At 61.2% G+C, this 20607-nt stretch carries 19 protein-coding genes; 5 read left to right on the forward strand and 14 right to left on the reverse strand.

Annotated elements, in window-relative coordinates; genetic code table 11:
- Positions 1–11: 11 nt before the first annotated feature.
- Together HBA54_RS03775 and hydA are read right to left on the reverse strand one after the other, a co-directional pair.
- Complete coding sequence (locus HBA54_RS03775; protein WP_240932483.1) at positions 12–1070, reverse strand: BMP family protein; 1059 nt, start codon at positions 1068–1070, stop codon at positions 12–14.
- 59 nt (positions 1071–1129) lie between these two features.
- On the reverse strand, positions 1130–2572 hold the full coding sequence (hydA, locus tag HBA54_RS03780; protein ID WP_167221500.1) for a dihydropyrimidinase: 1443 nt from the start codon (positions 2570–2572) through the stop codon (positions 1130–1132).
- Positions 2573–2921: 349 nt separating this feature from the next.
- Between hydA and HBA54_RS03785 the strand changes: the two genes are divergently transcribed.
- Positions 2922–3785: a nitrilase-related carbon-nitrogen hydrolase gene (locus HBA54_RS03785; RefSeq protein WP_167221502.1), complete on the forward strand. Its 864-nt coding sequence runs from the start codon at positions 2922–2924 to the stop codon at positions 3783–3785.
- Between the two features lie 6 nt (positions 3786–3791).
- Here HBA54_RS03785 and HBA54_RS03790 read toward each other — a convergent pair whose 3' ends face one another.
- Positions 3792–4547, reverse strand: a complete 756-nt coding sequence (locus HBA54_RS03790; protein ID WP_167221504.1) for an anti-sigma factor family protein — start codon at positions 4545–4547, stop codon at positions 3792–3794.
- A gap of 7 nt (positions 4548–4554) precedes the next feature.
- A complete protein-coding gene (locus HBA54_RS03795; RefSeq protein ID WP_167221506.1) occupies positions 4555–5085 on the reverse strand; it encodes an RNA polymerase sigma factor in 531 nt (176 codons plus the stop codon).
- 88 nt (positions 5086–5173) lie between these two features.
- Between HBA54_RS03795 and HBA54_RS03800 the strand changes: the two genes are divergently transcribed.
- Together HBA54_RS03800 and HBA54_RS03805 are read left to right on the forward strand one after the other, a co-directional pair.
- Positions 5174–5596, forward strand: coding sequence for a DUF4399 domain-containing protein (locus tag HBA54_RS03800; protein ID WP_167221508.1), 423 nt, complete (start codon positions 5174–5176; stop codon positions 5594–5596).
- 186 nt (positions 5597–5782) lie between these two features.
- The gene (locus HBA54_RS03805) at positions 5783–7573 is read left to right on the forward strand and encodes a B12-binding domain-containing radical SAM protein (protein WP_167221510.1); all 1791 of its coding nucleotides are present in this window, start codon (positions 5783–5785) and stop codon (positions 7571–7573) included.
- A 34-nt stretch (positions 7574–7607) separates the two neighbouring features.
- Here the strand turns inward: HBA54_RS03805 and HBA54_RS03810 are convergent, their stop codons facing one another.
- Positions 7608–8078 (reverse strand): PAS domain-containing protein, encoded by a 471-nt coding sequence (locus tag HBA54_RS03810; protein ID WP_167221512.1) that lies wholly within the window; start codon positions 8076–8078, stop codon positions 7608–7610.
- A gap of 243 nt (positions 8079–8321) precedes the next feature.
- Here HBA54_RS03810 and HBA54_RS03815 point away from each other — a divergent pair, with 243 nt between their 5' ends.
- Positions 8322–9536, forward strand: a complete 1215-nt coding sequence (locus HBA54_RS03815; RefSeq protein ID WP_167221514.1) for a glycerophosphodiester phosphodiesterase family protein — start codon at positions 8322–8324, stop codon at positions 9534–9536.
- A 9-nt stretch (positions 9537–9545) separates the two neighbouring features.
- Here HBA54_RS03815 and HBA54_RS03820 read toward each other — a convergent pair.
- Positions 9546–10303 (reverse strand): IS5 family transposase gene (locus HBA54_RS03820; protein ID WP_437126169.1). Its coding sequence is split into 2 segments (ribosomal slippage): positions 9546–9962 and positions 9965–10303, totalling 756 coding nucleotides; the frame shifts between segments, so codons are not numbered across the junction.
- A gap of 269 nt (positions 10304–10572) precedes the next feature.
- Here HBA54_RS03820 and HBA54_RS03825 point away from each other — a divergent pair.
- Entirely contained in the window at positions 10573–11070 is a 498-nt protein-coding gene (locus HBA54_RS03825) for a DinB family protein (protein ID WP_167221519.1), read from the forward strand.
- A gap of 206 nt (positions 11071–11276) precedes the next feature.
- On the opposite strand, the gene HBA54_RS03830 is transcribed toward HBA54_RS03825, so the two are convergent.
- From HBA54_RS03830 to HBA54_RS03865, 8 genes are all read right to left on the reverse strand, one after another.
- On the reverse strand, positions 11277–12569 hold the full coding sequence (locus HBA54_RS03830) for an FGGY-family carbohydrate kinase (RefSeq protein WP_322095972.1): 1293 nt from the start codon (positions 12567–12569) through the stop codon (positions 11277–11279).
- Entirely contained in the window at positions 12570–13031 is a 462-nt protein-coding gene (locus HBA54_RS03835; protein WP_167221520.1) for an RpiB/LacA/LacB family sugar-phosphate isomerase, read from the reverse strand.
- Positions 13032–13047: 16 nt separating this feature from the next.
- Complete coding sequence (locus HBA54_RS03840; RefSeq protein ID WP_167221522.1) at positions 13048–14106, reverse strand: glycerol-3-phosphate dehydrogenase; 1059 nt, start codon at positions 14104–14106, stop codon at positions 13048–13050.
- On the reverse strand, positions 14106–15173 hold the full coding sequence (locus HBA54_RS03845) for an ABC transporter ATP-binding protein (protein ID WP_167221524.1): 1068 nt from the start codon (positions 15171–15173) through the stop codon (positions 14106–14108). Before HBA54_RS03845 ends, HBA54_RS03840 begins: the two co-directional genes overlap by 1 nt.
- A 25-nt stretch (positions 15174–15198) precedes the next feature.
- Positions 15199–16530 (reverse strand): iron-containing alcohol dehydrogenase, encoded by a 1332-nt coding sequence (locus HBA54_RS03850; protein ID WP_167221526.1) that lies wholly within the window; start codon positions 16528–16530, stop codon positions 15199–15201.
- Positions 16527–18059, reverse strand: coding sequence for a xylulokinase (locus HBA54_RS03855; protein WP_167221528.1), 1533 nt, complete (start codon positions 18057–18059; stop codon positions 16527–16529). The genes HBA54_RS03850 and HBA54_RS03855 overlap by 4 nt, the downstream gene beginning before the upstream one ends.
- A gap of 84 nt (positions 18060–18143) precedes the next feature.
- Complete coding sequence (locus tag HBA54_RS03860; protein WP_167221530.1) at positions 18144–19652, reverse strand: ABC transporter substrate-binding protein; 1509 nt, start codon at positions 19650–19652, stop codon at positions 18144–18146.
- Between the two features lie 78 nt (positions 19653–19730).
- Positions 19731–20606, reverse strand: a complete 876-nt coding sequence (locus tag HBA54_RS03865) for a carbohydrate ABC transporter permease (RefSeq protein ID WP_167221532.1) — start codon at positions 20604–20606, stop codon at positions 19731–19733.
- Position 20607: the final 1 nt, after the last annotated feature.

Raw genomic sequence — 20607 nt, forward strand, 5'->3', positions numbered from 1 at the left:
GACGTGTCAGACTAGAACGTCGACTTCGGTTCTTCGTCGTTGGTTTCTACGACGAAATCCCCGGCTTTGATCTGCTGGGCCAGGGCTTCGACTTTCGCCCTGGTCTCCGCTGGAATCTTGCCGTCGAACTCGTAGAAGGGCGAGAGGGAGGCGCCGCCGGCCTTCATCATCGTCCATTCCTTATAGTCTTCGGCTGCGAATTTGCCGGCCTTCACCTGGGCGATGGCATAGTCGATGGCCGGTTCCATGTGCCAGAGGGCCGAGGCGACCACGACATCGGTGCCGTTCTCGGCCTTGTTCATGTCGTTCACGTTGCCGAAGGCGACGATGCCTTTTTCGCGCGCCGCATCGACGACCCCGGCACGCTCGGCGTAGAGCACGTCGACGCCCGATTCGACCTGGGCGAAGGCGAATTCCTTGGCCTTCGGCGGGTCGTACCAGGAACCGATGAAGGAGACCTTGAACTCGACGTCCGGATTGACCGAGCGGGCGCCCGCCATGAAGGCATGGAACAGGCGGTTCACCTCACCGATGGGGAAGCCGCCGACCATGCCGATCTTGTTGGTCTTGGTCATGGTGCCGGCAACGACGCCCATCAGGTAGCAGGGTTCGTGAATCCAGTTGTCGAAGACCGAGAAATTCTCGCCGTGGGGGCCGCCGGGATCGCCCATCAGAAAGGCGATCTCAGGATAGTCGTCGGATACCTTGCGCGCTTCGCGGCTGATGCCGAAAGCCTCGCCGACCACCATGTTCACGCCGCTCTCGGCGTATTCGCGCATCACCCTTACGTAGTCGGTGTTCGCCACTTTCTCCGAGAAGCTGTATTCGATCTCGCCGCGTTCCTTGGCGGCGGTGAGGGCCCGGTGCAGGGTGCCCACCCACTTCTGCTGGATAGGCACGGTGTAGATGCCCGCGACTTTCAGTTTTTCCGCCAAGGCGTCCGTGGCGGAGAGGTTCAGGGCCGTTGCCGCAACGACTGCCATTGCCCCGGCGCGCAGTCCAAAGCCTAGAAGGGTCCGGCGCCCGTAACCTTCCAATACCTTCTCGTTCCCCTTTTTCAGAGACGTCATACCCCAAGCTCCCCTGTTATTGAGTTTGTCTGGTGTTACCCGGCTTGAAGGCCGGGCAATTACATACGGTCCACCGCCGCCGGCGCCTTTGCTTTGCGTTGGCGGTTCACAGCCTGGTAATAGGGCGCAAAGGTCGGCCGGTCGACGTAACGCCCGACACCCTTTTCGGTGCGGACATCGCCGTCCTGATAGACCACCTTGCCCTGGCTGATGGTGACCGTGTTGATGCCTTTTACGGTCATTCCCTCGAAGATATTGAAGTCCACGTTCTGATGATGCGTGTCCTTGGAGATCGTGCGTTCCTTCTCCGGGTCCCAGATCGCAATGTCGGCATCGGCGCCGATGGAGATGGATCCCTTGCGCGGATAGATGTTGAAGATCTTGGCCGCGTTGGTGGAGGTGATGGCAACGAATTCGTTCATCGTCAGACGCCCGGAGTTCACGCCGTGATGCCAGAGCACATGCATGCGATCCTCGACCCCGCCGGTACCGTTGGGGATCTGGGTGAAGTTGTTGTGCCCCATGCGCTTCTGCGGCGCGCAGAAGCAGCAGTGGTCGGTCGCCGTGGTCTGCAGCATGCCGGCCTGCAGCCCGCGCCAGAGCGCCTCCTGATGCTCTTTGGGCCGGAACGGCGGGCTCATGACATGAGCGGCCGCGGTGTCCCAATCCGGGTCGCGGTAGACCTCGTCGTTCACCAGCAGGTGGCCGGCCAGCACTTCGCCGAAGACCCGCTGGCCCTCGTTGCGCGCCCGGGTGATCGCCTGCAGTGATTCGATGCAGGAGTTGTGGACGATGTAGAGCGGTACGTCCAACACCTGGGCGACGCGAATGGCACGGTTGGCGGCCTCGCCCTCGACCTCCGGCGGGCGGGAGAGGGGATGCCCTTCCGGCCCGGTGATGCCGCTTTTCAGGATTTCGTTCTGCAGGTGGAAGACCAGTTCGCCGTTCTCGGCGTGGACGGTACAGATGGCGCCCAACTCGCGGGCCCGGGTGAAGGAATTCACCAGCACCTCGTCGTCACACATGATGGCGCCCTTGTAGGCCATGAAGTGCTTGAACGAGTTTACCCCGTGTTCGGTCGTGAGAGTCTCCATCGCCGCTTTGACCGTCTCGTCCCACCAGGTGATGGCAACGTGGAAGGAGTAGTCCCCGGCGGACTTTTCGGCCCAGCCGCGCCAGGTGTGATAGGCTTCCAAAATGTCCTGCTGGGGGCTGGGGATGACGAAGTCGATGATCATGGTGGTGCCGCCCACCATGCCGGCGGTGGTGCCGGAAAAGAAGTCTTCGGAAGCCACCGTGCCCATGAAAGGCAGCTCCATATGGGTGTGCGGATCGATCCCGCCGGGCAGGACATAGGCGCCACCCGCGTCGATCACTTCGGCGCCGCCGGGCGCTTCGAGGTTTTCGCCAACAGCGACAATCTTGTCGGCTTCGGTCAGCACGTCGGCCCTGAACGAATGGTCTGCCGTGACCACTGTGCCGCCTTTTATCAAGATCGCCATGATGGATCGTCCTCCTGTTGCCACGCCGGGCCTGTTGCCACGTTCTACCGCGCAGGCGACCTTGTGGGCCGCCGGCGGCTGTTTTTTGTTTCCCTGTCGGACCTGCTTTCGGCCTGCTTCGTAGGCGAACAGAAAGCTGTCCATTTGGTCAATTTTGCACCAAGTCGCGCCGCGATGCGAGTCCGCTTTTGTCGCCCAAGTCCTTTTCTTTTCTGGCTTAGCGCCAACAATCCCCTTGCCAGTGAATCGCCGCGCGCTAAACTTCCTGACCAAATGGTCAAGCCTGACGATCTGCGGTTGCAGTGCCGCCCATCGTCAGGAACAGCGGAAAAACAGGGGAGCTAAGTCGATGGCGAACGTGCGTGCCGGTCTCATTCAGATGGCCTTGAAAGCGGATACCGGCGACAGCCCGGCGGCGATCCGCGACAAGATGAACGAGGCCCACCTGCCGCTGATCGACGAGGCCGGCGCCAAGGGCGTGCAGGTGCTCTGCATGCAGGAGGTGTTCAACCAGCCCTACTTCTGCCCGAGCCAGGATGCCAAGTGGTACGCCGCCGCGGAGAAGGTGCCCGACGGCCCGACCGTCCGGCTGATGCAGGTCTATGCCAAAAAGCACTCCATGGTGATCGTGGTGCCGATCTACGAGGAAGACATCACCGGGGTCTATTACAACACCGCCGCGGTGATCGACGCCGACGGCAAGTACCTCGGCAAGTACCGTAAATCGCACATTCCCCAGGTCGCCGGCTTCTATGAGAAGTTCTTCTTCAAGCCCGGCAACTCCGGCTGGCCGATGTTCCAGACCGCCTACTGCAAACTGGGGGTCTACATCTGCTACGACCGCCATTTCCCGGAGGGCTGGCGCGCCCTGGCGCTCAGCGGAGCGGAGTACATCGTCAATCCCTCGGCGACCGTGGCCGGGCTCAGCCAGTACCTTTGGAAGCTGGAACAGCCGGCCTCGGCCGTCGCCAACGGCTGCTACATCGGCGCAATCAACAGGGTCGGCACGGAAGCGCCCTGGGATATCGGCAAGTTCTACGGCTCCAGCTATGTCGTAAATCCGCGCGGCGAGTTCCTGGTCGAGGCCAGCGAGGACAAGGACGAACTGGTGGTCGCCGACATGGACATGGACCTGGTTCGCGAAGTCAGGAACCTCTGGCAGTTCTTCCGCGACCGCCGGCCGGAGGCTTACGGGCCGCTGACGGATATCTGATCGCCGTCAGGCCCCTTTGCCGATTGCACCGGCGAGCGTCTCTGCCGTTCGACGGACGTGATCCGGCGCGATGTCGCCGATAACCAGGAAGGCGTAGCCTCCGGCAATCCAGGAGGCCGCCGAGAGGCCCTTCAGGTTGGCGCTTTCGACCGGACGATCAGCGGCCCCGGTCGGGGTCACGCAGAACGCCAAGGGCTGCTGGTTGCCGTCGAGATAGGCGAACTGCACAAGGGGGGCATCTTCGAAACCCAGCAATTGGGCGCGGCGATAGCTCAATCCATCCAGGTTCATCAGGGTTTTGCCGTCGATATCCAGGCCCAGTCTGGCAACGACCCGGGCCCGCTCGCGCTCCAGGGCGTCGTCCTCTCTGACGAGATGGGAAAGCGTCTCACTGCGATAGAGCAACTGGTACTCCGCCACCGCCATGCGCCAATCTTCAGTCTCCGGCGGTGCGGAAAAGCGGCCCATGGTGAATCCGAGAGCAGCGACGATCAGCAGGCTGGCGGCAATTGCGGTGGCCCGGCGGCCAATCAAAGCGGGCGGTGGCGCCGTTGTATTTTTCAGCATGCCGGCCGGGGCCTGATCCAGAAGTGAATCAAAGGCGGACCTGACCGCCGCGGTGTCGATCTGCAGCGCCGAAAGGCGGTCGCGCAGGGTGACGTCTGATTCCAAAGCGGCGCGTATCTGTGCTGCCCGTTCGGCAGAAAGCTCGCCGTCGAGGTAGGCCACCAGGTCTTCATCGTCGATGCCGTTTGCTGTCATCTCTTACCTAGAGGCTTTGCCGCGTCGCGGCGTCCGCGTTGGGATTGTAGGCCGCCAATTTGCTGCGGGCTGCCGCCAGCCTGCTCATGACCGTGCCGATGGGGATCTGCAGGTGCTCGGCGGCTTCCTTGTAGGAAAAGCCCTCCACATAGACCAGGAAGACGGTGATCCTTTGTGCTTCGGGTAAAGCCATCACCGCCCTTAACACCTCGGCATGAAAAATATTCGTCTCGGCGTTCGGGTCCGGCGACGCCAGGGCGATGTCATCGCTCGCGACAAGGCCGCCGCCCCGGCGTACTTTCTCGGCCCGCAGCTGATTGAACCAGAGATTACGTGCAATCCGAAATACCCAGCGATCAGAATTGCTTGCTGGCTGAAGCTGATCTGATTTCTCGAGAGCGCGCAGGCAGGCGCTCTGGCACAGATCCTCTGCTGCTGTCCGTTCGCCGGAGAGCGCAAGGCAGTAGCGCCAGAGACGGGGGTGGAACCCCTGTATCTCCTGCGCCAGGCGCGCTCTTGCTGCTTTTTTGTCGGGCAATCGAATAACTTCCGGGTGGTCGGTGTTCTTTAGGTCAGATCATGTCCGATCCGGCCATGAAACTTAAGCCGACAAGGGAGGATATTCCATGCGCATTCCTGTTATCGCAGCAAGCCTCGTTCTCGCAACGGGTATTGCCTATGCCGGCGAGACGCCGTCACCGCCGGGCGCAAAAGTCTATTTCATCGGCCTGGAAGACGGTCAGAGCGTATCCTCGCCGGTCACCGTGCGCTTCGGTCTTTCGGGCATGGGCGTCGCCCCCGCCGGCGTCGATGACAAGCCCAAGACCGGCCACCATCACCTGATCATCAACGAAGCCATTGAAGGCGAGGAGCTGAACGAGCCGATCCCGGCCGACGATCAGCATATCCACTTCGGTGGCGGCCAGACCGAGACCACGGTCGAGCTGCCGGCGGGAACCCATGTCCTGCAGCTGGTGCTCGCGGATTGGAGCCATATTCCCCACAACCCCCCGGTCATGTCGGAACGAATCACCATCACCGTGAAGTAGCGGCGTTCCGCGGCGCCGGGCGTCAGGGCCCGGCCCTGAACGGCTCGGCTGCTGCGGTATACCCCCTTTTTTTCGGGCAGATCTGCGGGGTTTGGCGACTGACTGCAGGCTCAAACCTAGTTGAATTGTGTATTTTCGGCCGTAAATGCGCTATTCCTAGTTCCCTACTCGGATTTAGGGGGCGAAATGAGCAAGGGCGACCGCGAGCAGCGTTTCTGTATCGAGTTGATCAAGCCATCGCACTACGACGACGACGGCTACGTCATTCAGTGGGCGAAAGCCTGGGTTCCGTCCAATACCCTATCCAGTCTCTACGGTATTACGCTGGATGTCATGGAGCGCAGGCTTCTCGGTGACGATGTCGAAATAGAACTCAACGCCTACGACGAAACCAACACCATCATCCCGATCAAGAACATCATCCGGCGTTTGACCGACCCCGATGTGAAGGGGATCGTCTGTCTTGTCGGCGTGCAGTCCAATCAGTTTCCCCGCGCCATGGACATGGCCCGACAGTTTCGCGCCAAGGGTATTCAGGTCGCCATCGGCGGTTTTCACCCCAGCGGTTGCCTCTCCATGCTGCCGGAGTTGCCGCCCGACCTGCAGGAGGCGCTGGATCTCGGCATCTCGCTCTACGCCGGCGAGGGGGAGGGACGGCTGCATCTCTTCTATCAGGATGCCCTGAACCAGAACCTGAAGCCGATCTACAACTATATGAACGACCTGCCGGGGATCGACAACCAGCCGACGCCCTACCTGCCGGAATCCATGGTCCGGCGCTACGGCGGTTCGGTGGCCTGTTTCGACGCGGGCCGCGGCTGCCCCTTTCAGTGCAGCTTCTGCACCATCATCAACGTGCAGGGCCGCAAGTCGCGCTTCCGTGAGGCCGACGATGTCGAGCGCCTGGTGCGCGCCAATATCGAGCAGGGCATAAACCGCTTCTTCATCACCGACGACAACTTCGCCCGCAACAAGAACTGGGAAGCGATCTTCGACCGGCTTGGCGACCTGAAGGAGGAAACCGGCCTGCCGTTTTCCATCATCATTCAGGTCGATACGCTCTGCCACAAGATCGAGAACTTTATCGCCAAGGCCAAGCGGGCCGGGGTGGCGCGGGTCTTCATCGGGCTGGAAAACATCAATCCCGATAACCTGATGGCGGCCAAGAAGCGCCAGAACCGCATCACCGAATACCGGCTGATGCTTCAGGAATGGCGCAATCACCAGATCCTGACCTATGCCGGCTATATCCTGGGCTTCCCGGCGGATACGCCGGAGAAGATCGCCCACGACATCGAGGTCATCAAACGCGAGCTGCCCATCGACATCCTGGAGTTCTTCTGCCTGACTCCGTTACCCGGTTCCGAGGACCACCAGAGTCTTCACAAGCACGGGATCGCGATGGACCCGGACATGAACATCTACGACCTGGAACATGTCTGCACCGGCCACGCGCTGATGACCAAGGACGAGTGGCAGGGCATCTACAACAAGGCCTGGGATCTCTATTACTCCGACGATCACCTTGAAACCCTGATGAAACGGATGCTGGTCAGCGGTAACAAGCCGGAACGGATCTGGGCCCACGCCCTGCAGTTCGCCGGCTCCATCCGCTATGAAAAAGTCCATCCGCTGCAGGGTGGCTACTTCCGGCGCAAGGTCCGCACCCAGCGCCGCTCGACCATGCCCCTGGAATCGCCCCTGGTGTTCTATCCGCGCCGGGTCTGGGAAACGCTGACGACCTATATTCCCTTTGCCGGCTTTGCGCTGCGGCTCTGGATCAAGTGCCAGCAGGTGAAGCGCGACCCGGCCAACAAGAACTACACGGATCTCGCTTTGACGCCGGTCACCGACCATGGCGAAGACGAATCCCTGGAGATGTTCGCCCACACCGGCGCCGCCCAGGCGGCCGTCGCCAAGGCCCAGAAAGAAGCTGCGGCGCGGGAGAAGCACGCAAAGGTGGCGGCTGCGGGATAGCGCCTGTCACGCTTCTGCCGAAGCCTGGAAGTGTCTAGAAAAGCGGCCGGTCGTCCAGGTCGAACAACGAGGCGCCCCCCAGGCTGTCCACGATCAGGCCGTCATCGGCGAAAGGCAGCAGCAGCCGGTGGTAGGACAGTTCCCGGTCTGGCAGCCATCGGGCCGAGCGTTCAGCATAGTGCGGTTGGCCGGTATGAACCGCATGGTCGAACTCACGCCGGATGGCGGCGGCCTTATCCGCCGGATGGATCTCGTCGAATGTTTTACCGCGCATCTCATAACCGACGGTGGCGCAGAGCATCGACCCGGCCAGACGCATGCGGTAGTCCAGCGGTTGGTGGGTCACATCATAGAGAAAGAAGTGAGGCACAAGGTCGGCCGGGAGCAGCGCCGGATCGAGCCCGTGGCGAGACGGAAGCGGGTTGCCGTTCTTCAGGCTTTGCCAATAGTTTAGCAGCGTGATCAGTCGTGGATCGCTGATAACCGTTGCCTGGCTGCCGTCCATCTATCCCCCCTGGGCGCAATTGGTATCGGCCCGCTAATGAGACCGCCGGATTTGCCTTTGACACCCGCGACAGCCAGTATAGGAAACCGGGCAGAGAAGCGGCAATACCTGAAGAAACCTGCGCGATAGAGCGCGCTCCGCCGGATGCGGTCTTCACAGCCCTGTCACTTACGCGTCATCAGGGTGTCACGGTTCCTTGCCCAACTGCCTTTTTTTCGTGAGTACGACATCGGAGTCAGGAACATGAGAAGTGTAAAGTCGCTGTTGCTCGCGCTGGGTTGCACGGTTATGGCAAGCGCGGCGCTGGCCGCCGGCGTGGAAGTCGGGCCGCGCCCCCATTTCCTGATCGATCAAATGGATGATAACGCTCTGAAATCAAAGCTGCTTTCCTGTGCGGAGCGGCCGTTGGAACGAAAGCTCTTCTCCATCGGTCATCGGGGCGCGCCCTTGATGTTTCCGGAGCACACGGTCGAATCCTATACCGCGGCAGCCCGCATGGGTGCGGGGATCCTGGAGTGCGATGTCACCTTCACCAAGGACAGGGAACTGGTCTGTCGCCATGCCCAGAATGACCTTCACACCACAACCAATATCCTGAAATCGCCCCTGGCGCCGAAATGCACGGCGGGGTTTTCACCCGCATCGGGGGACACCAACGCTTCGGCAGAGTGCCGCGCGAGCGATATCACGTTGGCGGAGTTCAGAACCCTTGACGGGAAAATGGATGCTGCGAACAAGAAGGCGCAGACCGTCGACGACTATATCGACGGCACCGCCAAGTGGCGGACCGACCTCTATGCGGCAAGCGCGGGCACCCTGATGACCCACGCTGAATCGATTGAGTTGTTGCGCAAGCTCGGCACCAAGTTCACCCCGGAACTGAAATCGCCGTCCGTCGAGATGCCTTTCGAGGGTTTCACCCAGCAGGACTATGCCCAGAAGCTGATCGACGAGTACAAGGCCGCAGGCATACCGGCCAGCGACGTCTGGGCCCAGTCGTTCAACCTGGACGACGTTCTTTACTGGATCGAAAACGAACCTGATTTCGGCAAGCAGGCCGTGTACCTGGATGACCGCTATAACGTCGAGGGGTTCGACCCGATGAAGCCGGCGACCTTCGAGCCGAGTATGCAGGACCTGAAAAGCAAGGGTGTCAACTACATCGCTCCGCCGATGTGGATGCTGGTGACAACCGAGAACGGCAAGATGGTTCCTTCGGCTTACGCCAGGGAAGCGCAGAAGGCGGACCTGAAAATCATCACCTGGACGCTGGAGCGGTCGGGCCCCTTGGGGACCGGTGGCGGCTGGTACTATCAGTCCGTCAAAGAGGTGACCAAGTCTGATGGCGCCATGTTCGAGTTGCTGCACGTCCTGGCACAAGACGTCGGTATCGAAGGTATCTTCTCCGACTGGCCGGCGACGGTAACCTATTACGCGAACTGCATGGACCTGAACTAGGGTCAGGACTCATAACCAGAAGATGATAGTGGCAGCGAGATAGACGGCGGAACGAAAAGTGTGTGCGCATCTGTCGTATCGGGTTGCGATGCGTCGCCAGTCTTTGAGCTTGGCGAATAGGTTCTCCACCCTGTGCCGGGCTTTGTAGGTGGCCTTGCAGTAGTTGATTGTTTCTTTGCGGTTTTTCTTTGGCGGAATGCAGGGCGTAACTTCTTGCTTGGCTAGCATGGTGCGGATTTTATTGCTGTCATATCCGCGATCACCAATCAGGGTTTCGGCTTTCGGTAGGTCTTTGAGCAAAACATCCGCACCTTTGAAGTCGCTGCGCTGCCCTTCGGTCAGGTAGAGTCGAACTGGCCGCCCGAGGTTGTCTGACAGGGCGTGCAACTTTGTATTCAGTCCGCCCTTGGTTCGCCCAAGCAGCCTTGGCTCATCGCCCCTTTTTTGAGGCTGGAGGCGGTGCGGTGGGCCTTCAGGTGGGTCGCGTCGATCATCAAGACATTGCCAGCGCCATCCTGCGGTTTGGCAAGTTCTTCAAAGATACGCTCGAACACGCCGTTCTCCGACCATCGCCTGAACCGGTTGTACAATGTCTTGTGCGGGCCGTATTCAGCGGGAGCATCCGCCCATTGCAACCCGTTCTTGATGACATAGATGATTCCGCTCAGAACCTTGCGATCATCGGCACGATCAACGCCGCGCGCCTTTGGAAAGAACGGGCTGATCCGTTCAATCTGTTCTTCTGTAAGCCAAAACAATCGTGACATGGGCGATCCTCCTAGCCCGATGAATGACAAAAGGGGCGCAAGATGAATCCCGAATGTGTTAAGATCGCTTTGCGGGACAAAACAGTCATACCCGATTCTTGACGCCCCCCGTCCAGAAAGGACTTAATCTTTCTTGGTTGTTTGGGCGCACTGAAATCCTGATAGGGTCAACTCGCGCCATAGCAAGGTGTCGATAGGCGCTAGAGAAGACGCTTCCGAGTAAGCGTCCCAAAATCACCCCACATCGAAAATGGAGGGAGTCTGAGAAGATGATCTCAGCCGAATACTGCCGATTCATGGCCCGCTACAATACTTGGCAAAACAACTCTTTGGTAACCGCCGCGGGCGGGCTCACCGACGCGGCCCGCTGGAAGAAACGAGGTGCCTTCTTCCAATCAATAGCAGCCACCCTGAACCACGTTTATTGGGCTGATGCCTTGATACTGCAACGATTGAAGGGAAACGAACGACCAGAGGAGAACATCGTACATTCCCTTGCCAGCCCATCGGACTGGGAAGACTTCAAGATCCTGCGGTCGAAACGCAACAAGGAAATTGAAGAATGGGCGGGCCATTTGGTCGATAACGACTTGGATGGAATGGTTGTTTGGTATCCTGGTGACGGCTCAAGCCGGATTGAAAAGCCAAAGGTTCTTTGTGCTGCTGAGCTCTTCAATCACCAGACCCACCACCGAGGTCAAATCCACTCAATGTTGACAGCGGCAGGTGCCGAGCCTGAACCAACCAACCTGTCAATGATGCCATAGTTCGTCCGCTGGGGGTTCCAAAACAGTATTCAGATTCGTCAAGAACGTGGTAATTTATAGGTCCTGACCCTAGATCGGATCATGTTTTGACGGAACCACTTCGTGGTTTCGACAAAACATGTGAATCCGATCGACATCAAGTAGTTAGAGCAGATTCACCGGGTTGATGGATCGCTTTCAGCGATTCTATCCTACCCGGATCTGTTCTAGGCTCCACCTTCACACCCAAAGCGGGCGAGGCGGGCCGCACCATAGGCGGCTTCCGTATTGGCCGCTGCCGTAACCGGGACCCCGAGCACGCGCGCGCGGATCTGCGTCCAGGCCGCGTTCGCGGCGCCACCGCCGACCGTGAGCACCTGGCGAAGCGGTGTTGCGCCAAGCTCGGCCAGGCGCGCGTAGGCATCGCGCTCGATTCCGGCGATCCCTTCCAGAAGGCCCTGCAGGAAAATCGCGTCGTCTTCGGGCCTGGGCGTCTCCACCGGCGCCTTTTGGGGATCGGCGACCGGGAAGCGCTCGCCGGGCGAGGGCAGGGGGTAGTATTCCAGGCCCGTCGGCTCCTCGGGGCGGAGCGCCGGGGTTAGCCGTTCGATCTCCGCGACCGAGAAATGACATGCAATTGCGGCGCCCCCGGTATTGCTGGCGCCGCCAGCCAGCCAATGGCCGAGGAGCTTGTGGCTGTAGACGCCATAGTCCGGCGCGAAGACCGGAGCGGCCGAAACCAGTTTCAGGGTAAGGGTGCTGCCCAATGACGTAACCGCTGTGCCCGGCTCGAAGGCGCCGGCGGCCAGGAAGGCGGCATTGCCGTCGGTGGTGCCGTGAACCACCTGACAGTCTGGCGGCAGGCCATAGCGCCTGGCCATCGCCGGCAACAGCACGGTGAGGGGGGTGCCCGGCGCGGCTACCCGCGGAAGCAGGGAAAGATCGAAGCCGAGCGCCGACATCCAGTCCGGCCAGCGTTCCGCAGCCACGTCAAAACCCAGCTTCAGGCAGTTGTTGAAGTCGCTCCGGCCGAACCGGCCTGTCAGCCGGGCGGCGATCCAGTCGGCCTGATGGAGGGCGTAGGCCACCTTGCCGTCGCCGACTTCTTCCAGCAGGGTCAGCAGGCGGGCCAGCGATCCACCGGTTCCCCGTGCCATGCTGTCCACAGCGGCGACCCGGTCGATCCGCTCGCCCGCGGCCACGGCGGAGCGGTCGTTGTACATCCGCGCTGATGCAAGAGGCTCGCCGGCGGCATCGCTGACGAGGATAGTGCCGGAGGTGCCGTCGACGCAGAGGCCGACCACGGTCTCCAGGGCGGCTTTCTCACTGAGTTCAAGAAGGACCCGGTCGACGGCTTCCCACCAGAGGTGCGGATCCTGACGGACGGCACCGTCCTTTGCGTCAGGTGCGGGCAAAGGCGTCTGCGCCTGCGCGACAATCTCATCCTGGCCCTTGGTCATCACGGCGCGCACGCCGCTGGTGCCGAGGTCGATGCCGATATAGCAGGGGGCGGGCGTCACCTAACGGTCGAGCGCTTCTAACTTGGCGACCTTCGGGGCCGAACGGCCGCCCTGGAAGTTGTTGCTGAGATAGATGTCGGTCAGCATGCGTGCGACGGAGGGGCCGATGATCTGGGCGCCGAAAGTGATCACCTGGGCATTGTTCGAGGCAATCGCCCGTTCGGCTGTGTAGGGATCCATCACACAGACGGCGCGCACGCCCGGGATCTTGTTAGCGGCGATTGCCATGCCGGCCCCGGTACCGCAAACCAGGATGCCCCGCTCGAAGGCGCCGTCGGCAAGCCGCCGCGCCAATTCTGCACCGATATCTGGATAGTCGACGGGCGATTCATCTTCGACACCGATGTCGATAACGGTGAAACCCTGCGAAATCAGATGGTCTTTCAGATCGTTTTTCATCGCCAGCCCCAGATGGTCGCAGCCCAGGCCAACGGTTATGCTGCGGCTTTCCGTGGTCGTCATAACACTCACCTCACTATCAAACGAAGTCGATGGCAGTAAAGTCAATCGCCAAGGGTTTTCCGTCACGAATGGTCGCGATCAAGGCCCGGGTGATCGGATAATCAGCCGGGTCCAGCCGCCCTGCTGCGAAGGCGCCCTCCAGGGGGGCGGCCAGCACCAGCCCGGTATCGGCACCCTCAAGGGTTTCGCCGGACAGGGGGCCCGAAAGCGCTGCCTCCAAGGCCATATCCTCACCGAGCAGAAACCCCAGGCGGCTGTTACGTCCGCCGCCGACGGTGACGTTGAGGTCGCCAAGCCCTGCGACACCATAAGCGGTTTCCGATCGACCGCCAAACCAGCGCGCAAGACCCGCCATTTCGCGCACCGCCTGGCTGAAGGCGGCCGCGCCGGGGTTCATGGCCTTGGTCTTGTGCGGTTGCGGATTGACTTCCCGATAGCGGGTCCACATTGCGCTGACGGCGATCGCCAGGAAGTTCTTGAGCGCGGCACAGACCTCGACTCCCTCCAGGTCGTCACTGAGGGCAACCCGGTAATAGGCAGTCTGCATCGTATCGCGAAACCGTTCCAGACAGTCACGGTCCTGGCCCGCGAAGATCACCGCTGTGGGCTGCCGGTCCGCCAGTTCTTTCGCGATACAGGGGCCGCCGATGCCCATGACCATTCGTTGGGTCACGCCTTGGTCTGCGAGGGCCTCGGCAACGCTCTCGGTGAAGGAGCGTAAGCGGCCCTCCCAGGGCTGCAGGCCTTTGGTCACCAGGGCGATTGGCCGCGGCTCGGGCATCAGGCTCCGGAGCTTATCGATGGTCCAGCCGATCCCCGGGCTCGACACGCCGACGATCACCATGTCGGCAGTGCGAAAAGATTCACTGCTCAGCGCCTCTATTTCGAGGGGGGTGATTGCCTCGGGGATAGGCGCCTTCAATCTGGGATGCCTGCTGCGATCGGCTTTGAGGGCCTTGATGATCTCACCGTCCAGATGCGTGCCCACCAGGGTAACCTGATGACCATTGTCGGCGGCGGGAACCGCAATCGCGCTGCCCATGACACCGGCGCCGAGGATGAGAAGTCTGGCCATCAGTTGATCCGCTGCTCGCTGCCTGCATCGAAGAGGTGGAGGGTCGCCGGGTCTATGCTGAGGCCGCAGATATCCCCCGGCCTTGCCCGAAGGCGCCCCTGGGCCACGGCGCGAATTTCCTGTCCGTCGATGGTCAGCAGCAGGTGCGATTCGGCGCCGGTGCTTTCCACCAGCACGACCTCGGCTTTGACCGGCCCGTCCGGCCCCACGGCGATATCCACCGGCCGGATGCCGCAGGTCACCTTCTGGCCGGGCTCTGCCTTGGTTTGCGCTGGCAGCGGCAAGACCATGCCGCCGGCATGAAACGTCTGCTGTCCGGCGGTTCCCTGGATTTCTCCCTTCAGGAAGTTGATCGAGGGGGAGCCGATGAAGTCGGCCACGAAGCAGTTGGCCGGGCGGTCGTAGATTTCTTCCGGCGTTCCAATCTGCTCGATTTCACCGTCGCGCATGACGACGATCTCATCGGCCATGGTCATGGCCTCGATCTGATCGTGAGTCACATAGATCGTCGTCGTCTGCAGCCGGTCGTGAAGCCGCCTGATCTCATAGCGCATCTGTCCGCGCAGCTTCGCATCCAGATTCGAAAGCGGCTCGTCGAACAGAAACACCTGGGGGTGGCGCACCAGGGCACGCCCCATCGCCACGCGTTGGCGCTGGCCGCCGGAAAGTTCCTTGGGATAACGGGCCAGGTAGGGTGTCAGGTTCAGCAGTTCGGCCGCCCACTCGACCTGCTTTTTGACTTCGTCCTTGGACTGGCGGCGGACCTGCAGGCTGAAGGCGATGTTGTCAAAAACCTTCAGGGTCGGATAGAGGGCGTAGTTCTGAAACACCATGGCGATGTCTCGGTCGCGGGGATGTACGTTGTTCATCCGCTTTCCACCGATGTGGATTTCACCATCGGCAATGGTTTCCAGGCCGGCGGTCATCCGCAGCAGGGTTGTCTTGCCGCAGCCGGACGGCCCCAGCAGAACGACGAACTTCTGGTCGCTGATGGTGAAGGAGATATCCTCCATCACCTTCACGGCGCCGAAGCTCTTGCCGACATTCACATACTCGACCGATGCCATATGTTTTTCCTGTTGTCCTGTCTTGTCAGCAATGGGTCGAAACGAAAGAGGTCAGCAGGCCACTGTCATCGGCGAGATCCAAGGCCGTAAAGCGATCGCGGGTGAAGCGGCCGTCGCTCACGATCTGCTGGTAGAACGCGGGATCGAGGCCCAGGTCGGCGGCATTCTGCTGACAGCCGGCCGCCGCCATGGGCTCCTGAAGCCGCGAGAAAGGCAGCATCGCCTCGCGCAGCGGTGCGACGAAGCCTGCCCAATTATCAGAGAGCTTTTTGTTCAGGCGATCCGCCATTGCCCCATCGATGGCTTTCTTGCCCGCCTGTTCGGCCATCATGGTCGCAAACTCAGGACCGTAACGCTCGGTCAGGCGCCCGACCGGAATCTCGGTGGGCCTGATCTGCGGCGGTGCCTCGGCGCCCAGGAGTTGGTTCTGCAAGGCGGAAAGGGTGAGGGTGGTGACGCCGACCTGCTCGCCATGAGAGGTACCCGGATGCGCCGCGCCGGCGAACATGTCGATGCAGTGGGAGATCATGTGCTCGGCCATACTGCCGGAATGGGTGGTGCCGGTGAAGATCGTGCCCAGGCCCATAATCGTTGAAATGCGGGTCAGCATCGCCAGGGAATCAAGGCTGCCGGAAGTCAGTTCCCCGGCGTGATCCAAAAGCCCTTCTTCGTCATAGGCCAGCAGCGTGTAAGGCGTTGGTGTGTAGACGGTATCGAAAAGCAGGTGTGACATCAGCCAGTCGACCTGTGCCGTGGTGCGGCAGACCACGTCGGCAAAGGCGGCGCGGATCAGCCGTGTCGGGCAGCCGGCGAGGATCTCCAGGTCGAAAAAGACGCCCCGCGCCGAATGGCAGGTGATCGACTTCTTCATGCCGGACGAAGAGACCGAGGCCGTCGGCGTGGTATAGGCATTCATCGGCGAGGTCGGGAAGACCGAGTACTCGCGCCCGTCCTGGAAGGTTGCGTACTTTACGCTGTCGCTGACGGTGCCGGAGCCGACGGCGATCAAGGCCTCGTGACCGCGGGTCGCCTCCATCAGCTCCGCCACGCCTTCGTCGCTGCAGCGCGGTTTCTTCCAGATGAATTCCTCGACCTTGCCGAGCGGCTTCAGGGCGCGGTAGAGGCGTTCGCCCAGAACGTCGCGGGTGATCTCGTCGCAGACGATCAGAAGGGATTTCCCGCGATGCAGGTGCGCGATGAGATCGGCTTCGTGACCGTCCAGGGAGGCCTCGATCACGATGTTCTCAATGGGCAGTTTGACCGGCGCCTTCGTTGTCGGGTCGATCCACTCGCCCGCAACCAGCTGATCGATGACCCCGCCGTAGGATTTTCCGCGCTGGGATTGGCTGACCGTCATACTTCCGCTCCACGTGATGCGAAAGCGACGAGCTTGCGGTTGATCTCCGCCGTTGCGTCATAGAGTCCGCGATAGATCTCAAGCAATTCCTGGTAATCCTTCCTGCTGTTGCTATTCGGTTCCACCACCTCGGTGGTCCCGGTCATTGCCTCGGCGGCTTCCACGATGGAGGCGTACCAGCCGGCACCGAAGGCGGCAATCATGCCGGCACCCAGCGCCGAGGCTTCGACGGTATCGGAAACAAGAACGGGTTTGCCGGTGGCATCGGCCAGCATCTGCCGCCACAGCGGGCTTGCCGCGCCGCCGCCGATGGCGAGGTATTCCTTGATCTCCAGGCCCGCATTGCGCTCCAACAGTTCGCCGCGCATGGCCTGATCCAGTGTCATGCCCTCGATCAGGGCGCGGTAAACATGGGCGGTGCTGTGGCCGCCGCCAAAGCCGATCAGGCAGCCCCGGGCGGCGGTATCCCAGTGCGGGTCCATAACGCCGGACCAGTAGGGTAGGGCCATCAAACCGTCGCAGCCGCGGGGAATGGCGCTTGCAGCCTCTTCGAGCTGCCTGAAGATCTCAGGGTTCTCCCGGTCGCCGGCTGTGAACTGGTCGACGAACCAGTTGATCAGAAAGGTGCCGGACCGCAGGCAGTTTTCAAGGATGTAACCCTCACCCTGTGCGGCTATCTCTGTTCGCCAAGCCTTGTCGTAAGCATAGTTTTGCGACCAGACGCCGGAGACGACGGCGGTACCCAGGTTGATGTAGGCCCGACCAGGCGCGGTGCAGTTCGTGCCCAGGCCGGCCAGTTGGCCATCGCCGCCGGCGGCAAAGATCGCAGTGTCTGCAAGCAGGCCGGTTTCCGCCGCCGCCCGGTCGCTGACGTCGCCAAGATGTGTACCTGGCGGATAAACCGCGGGCATCTGTTCCTCGCTCAGGTCCAGGGCGTTCAGGATCTCCGGTGACCATTGTTTTTTCTGAAGGTCGAAAAGGCCCATGGGGTCGGCTGAAATCCAGCCGGTCTTCAACTGGCCTGAGAGGCGGTGGACTAAGAAAGACTGAACGTCGGCAAAGCACGCGGTTCGCGAAAAGATCTCCGGCTCGTGCCGCTTCATCCAAAGATAGCAATAGACGCAGGGCGTGATGTCGGGAAAACGGCCGGTGATGCGATGAATTGTATCGGCGCCGAGTTCAGCGCTCAGGTCCTCGACTTCCTGGCGCGCGCGCTCATCAAGCCAGGTGATCGCCGGACGCATCGATTTTCTTTCAGCGTCCAGAAAGGCGACGGTTTCGCGCTGGTTGGAGATGGCAATCGCTGCCACCCTGTCAGGAGAGACCTGGGTGAAGAGTTCTTTGAGGGCCGTGACGCAGGCGGTCCACCAACTCTCCGGATCCTGTTCGAAGTGGTAGAGTTTCGGATTGGACAGCGCGAGCGGCGCACGCCCCTCCGCCTCGGCAAAGCCCTCCCGGGTCCAGGCGATCGCCTTCGTGCTCTGGGTCGAAGAATCTATCCCGACGACAAGATCGCGAGAGGAAGTCATGGCGCCCTTGGTCAGATTATCTACCTGTTTTACAAAAAAAGGGGGTGGGCCACGGAACCCCGTGGCCCACCGCCGTACCCTGCCTCAGCCCGCTACGATCTTATTGACTTTGTCGGCAATGGAATCCATCGCCGCCTTCGGATTGTCGTATTCGCCGGCAAAGAAACGGCCAAGTTCAACAGGGATAGTGTCGTTGGAGAGCTCCGCCCATTCCGGCAGATCCGGCTCGGAGCCCATGTGGTTGTCGATGGTGTCGCGCACCACGTTCAGGTGGCGGGTGGTGCCCGGGATACCCGGCTTGGCGTTGGCTTTCACGCGGGCGTCATCGTAGACGCTGGTGCGCGTCGGGCCGGTGCCGCCGCCCAGGGTGGTAATGAAGACCTGGGTGTCGGCCGAGGTGGCCCACTGGGCGAAAAGCCAGGCGGCATCCTGGCTCTTGGAGTACTTCGAAACCGCCAGCGACGAGCCGCCCTGGTGGCCGACGCCGGGGATTTCGCCGAAGCCGGTTTCGCCCACGGTGCGAAGTGCCTTGGGTGCCGGCGGCACCGCCGCTTCCATCAGCCCCGATACCCGCGATGACTCCGGATTGTCCCAGGAGGGGAAGAATTCGCCCCAACTCAGCACCTGGCCGGCGATGCCCTGACCGACCGACTGGCCCTGGCCGTCCCAGGTCCAGGAGGTCACGCCCGGGGGCATGTTTTCCTTCAGTTTAACCCAGTATTCCATGGCAGCGAGGCCGGCATCGTCGTTCCCGCTGAACTTGCTGTCCGGCCCGAAGACCGAACCGCCGTGCCCCCAGAGCCACGCCGTCCAATCGCACTCCAGGCTATAGTGCCCGGATTTCATCTGGCCGGTGGTGCCGTAGATGTCCGGACCCTTGGCCTTCTGGATCGCCTGGGCATTGGCCAGGAACTCATCCATCGTCGTCGCGACCTTCAGGCCCAATTCGTCGTAGACGTCCTTGCGGTACATATAAATGAAGATCGGGATGTCGTAAGGCACGCCGACCATGGTGTCCTCGTACATCGAGATGCCGTCCACCAGGGGCTTCAGGAAGTCGTCGAAGTTGTAGTTCGGCATCGCTAGTGCGCTGCTTGCGGCATACTTTTCGCGCGGGTCGATGACATCGCCGGAGAAGCTCGCCATCCAGCTCTGGTCGAGGTAGTAGAGATCGTAGGTGCCGAGGCCCGAGGCCACATCGAGTGTCAGCTTCTGCAGAACCTGCTCCAGCGGCAGGACCTCGATCTCGACATTGATCCCCGTCGCTTCCTCGAAGAAGGGCTTCAGGTGCTGATTGATCGCGTTCGACGGTGGGGTCGATTCGGTTGCGAGGCGGATGGTCTGCCCGGCGAAAGGCTTCGCAACGTCTTTCAGCCAAGCCATCATATCGGCATCCGGAGAAATCTCGGCGGCGGCGGCGCTGTTGAAGAATCCTTGGCGGGCCCCGAAGGGCAGGGTGGCGGTGAGGCCGAGCGCCCCGGCACCGAGCCCCAGCTTACCTGCGGCCTGCAGGAAGTTACGTCGGGACAGTTCGCCCCGGACATAGCGGTCCGTGACGGAGGCAAGGAACAACTTTCTATCTGACTCTCTCATCGCATTTCCTCCCGTTTTATAGGCCCAGGCGGGCCGCTTTCAGGTCAGCAGACAACCGCGCTGTACCCAGGTGTTTACTCACTGTTTCACTGATCCAAGGGTCAGCCCGCGCACCAAATTCTTTTGCACGAGCAGGATGAACACAAAGGCCGGCAACATGGCCGCGGTGCCGAGGGCGGCCATGTTGCCCCAGGCGGTTCCGGTCGAGGTAACGAAGGTCGAAGAGACGACCGGCACGGTCTTCAAGCTGGTCTGGGTCAAGGTCAGAGCGAAGAGAAACTCCGTCCAGGAAAAGATGAAGCACAACACGGCCGTCGCGGCGATCCCGCCCAGGGCCATTGGCAGCACCAGCTTGCGGAAGATCAGAAAGCGCGACGCGCCGTCGATCAGGGCGGCTTCGTCGATCTCTTTGGGGATGTCGTCGAAGAAACTTTTCAGCAGCAGCACCGCCAGCGGCATGTTCATCAATGCGTGAACGAGGACGATGCCGGTATAAGTGTCGAGCAGGCCGAAATCCTTGTAGATGAAGAACATCGGAATGGCGACGGCGACCGGCGGCATCATGCGGGTGGAGAGGATCCAGAACACGAAATGATGCTGGCCGCGAAAGCGCATGCGCGACAGCGCATAGGCCGCCAGGGTGGCGACCAGAACCGCCACTGCCGTTGAGAAGACCGCAATGATGATCGAGTCCATCAGCCGTGGCGCCATATAGAAGTCGCCGCCGCCGGGCAGCACGGCGATACCCTTCTCGAAGCCCAGCGATATGCCGAAAACTTCCTCATAGGACTTCGCGGAAGTTTCGAAAGAGAAAATTTTCGGGGGGATCGCAAAGATGTCTCGTCCGAGCTTGATGGAGACCGTGATCCAGTAGTAGATCGGAAAGGCAAACAGCATCACCACTGCCCAGGCGACAAGGGCGCGTAGAATTCTCTGGGCCGGTGTGAGCACCATG

The sequence above is a fragment of the Pelagibius litoralis genome (assembly GCF_011683915.1).
Classification (GTDB): Bacteria; Pseudomonadota; Alphaproteobacteria; order Kiloniellales; family Kiloniellaceae; genus Pelagibius; species Pelagibius litoralis.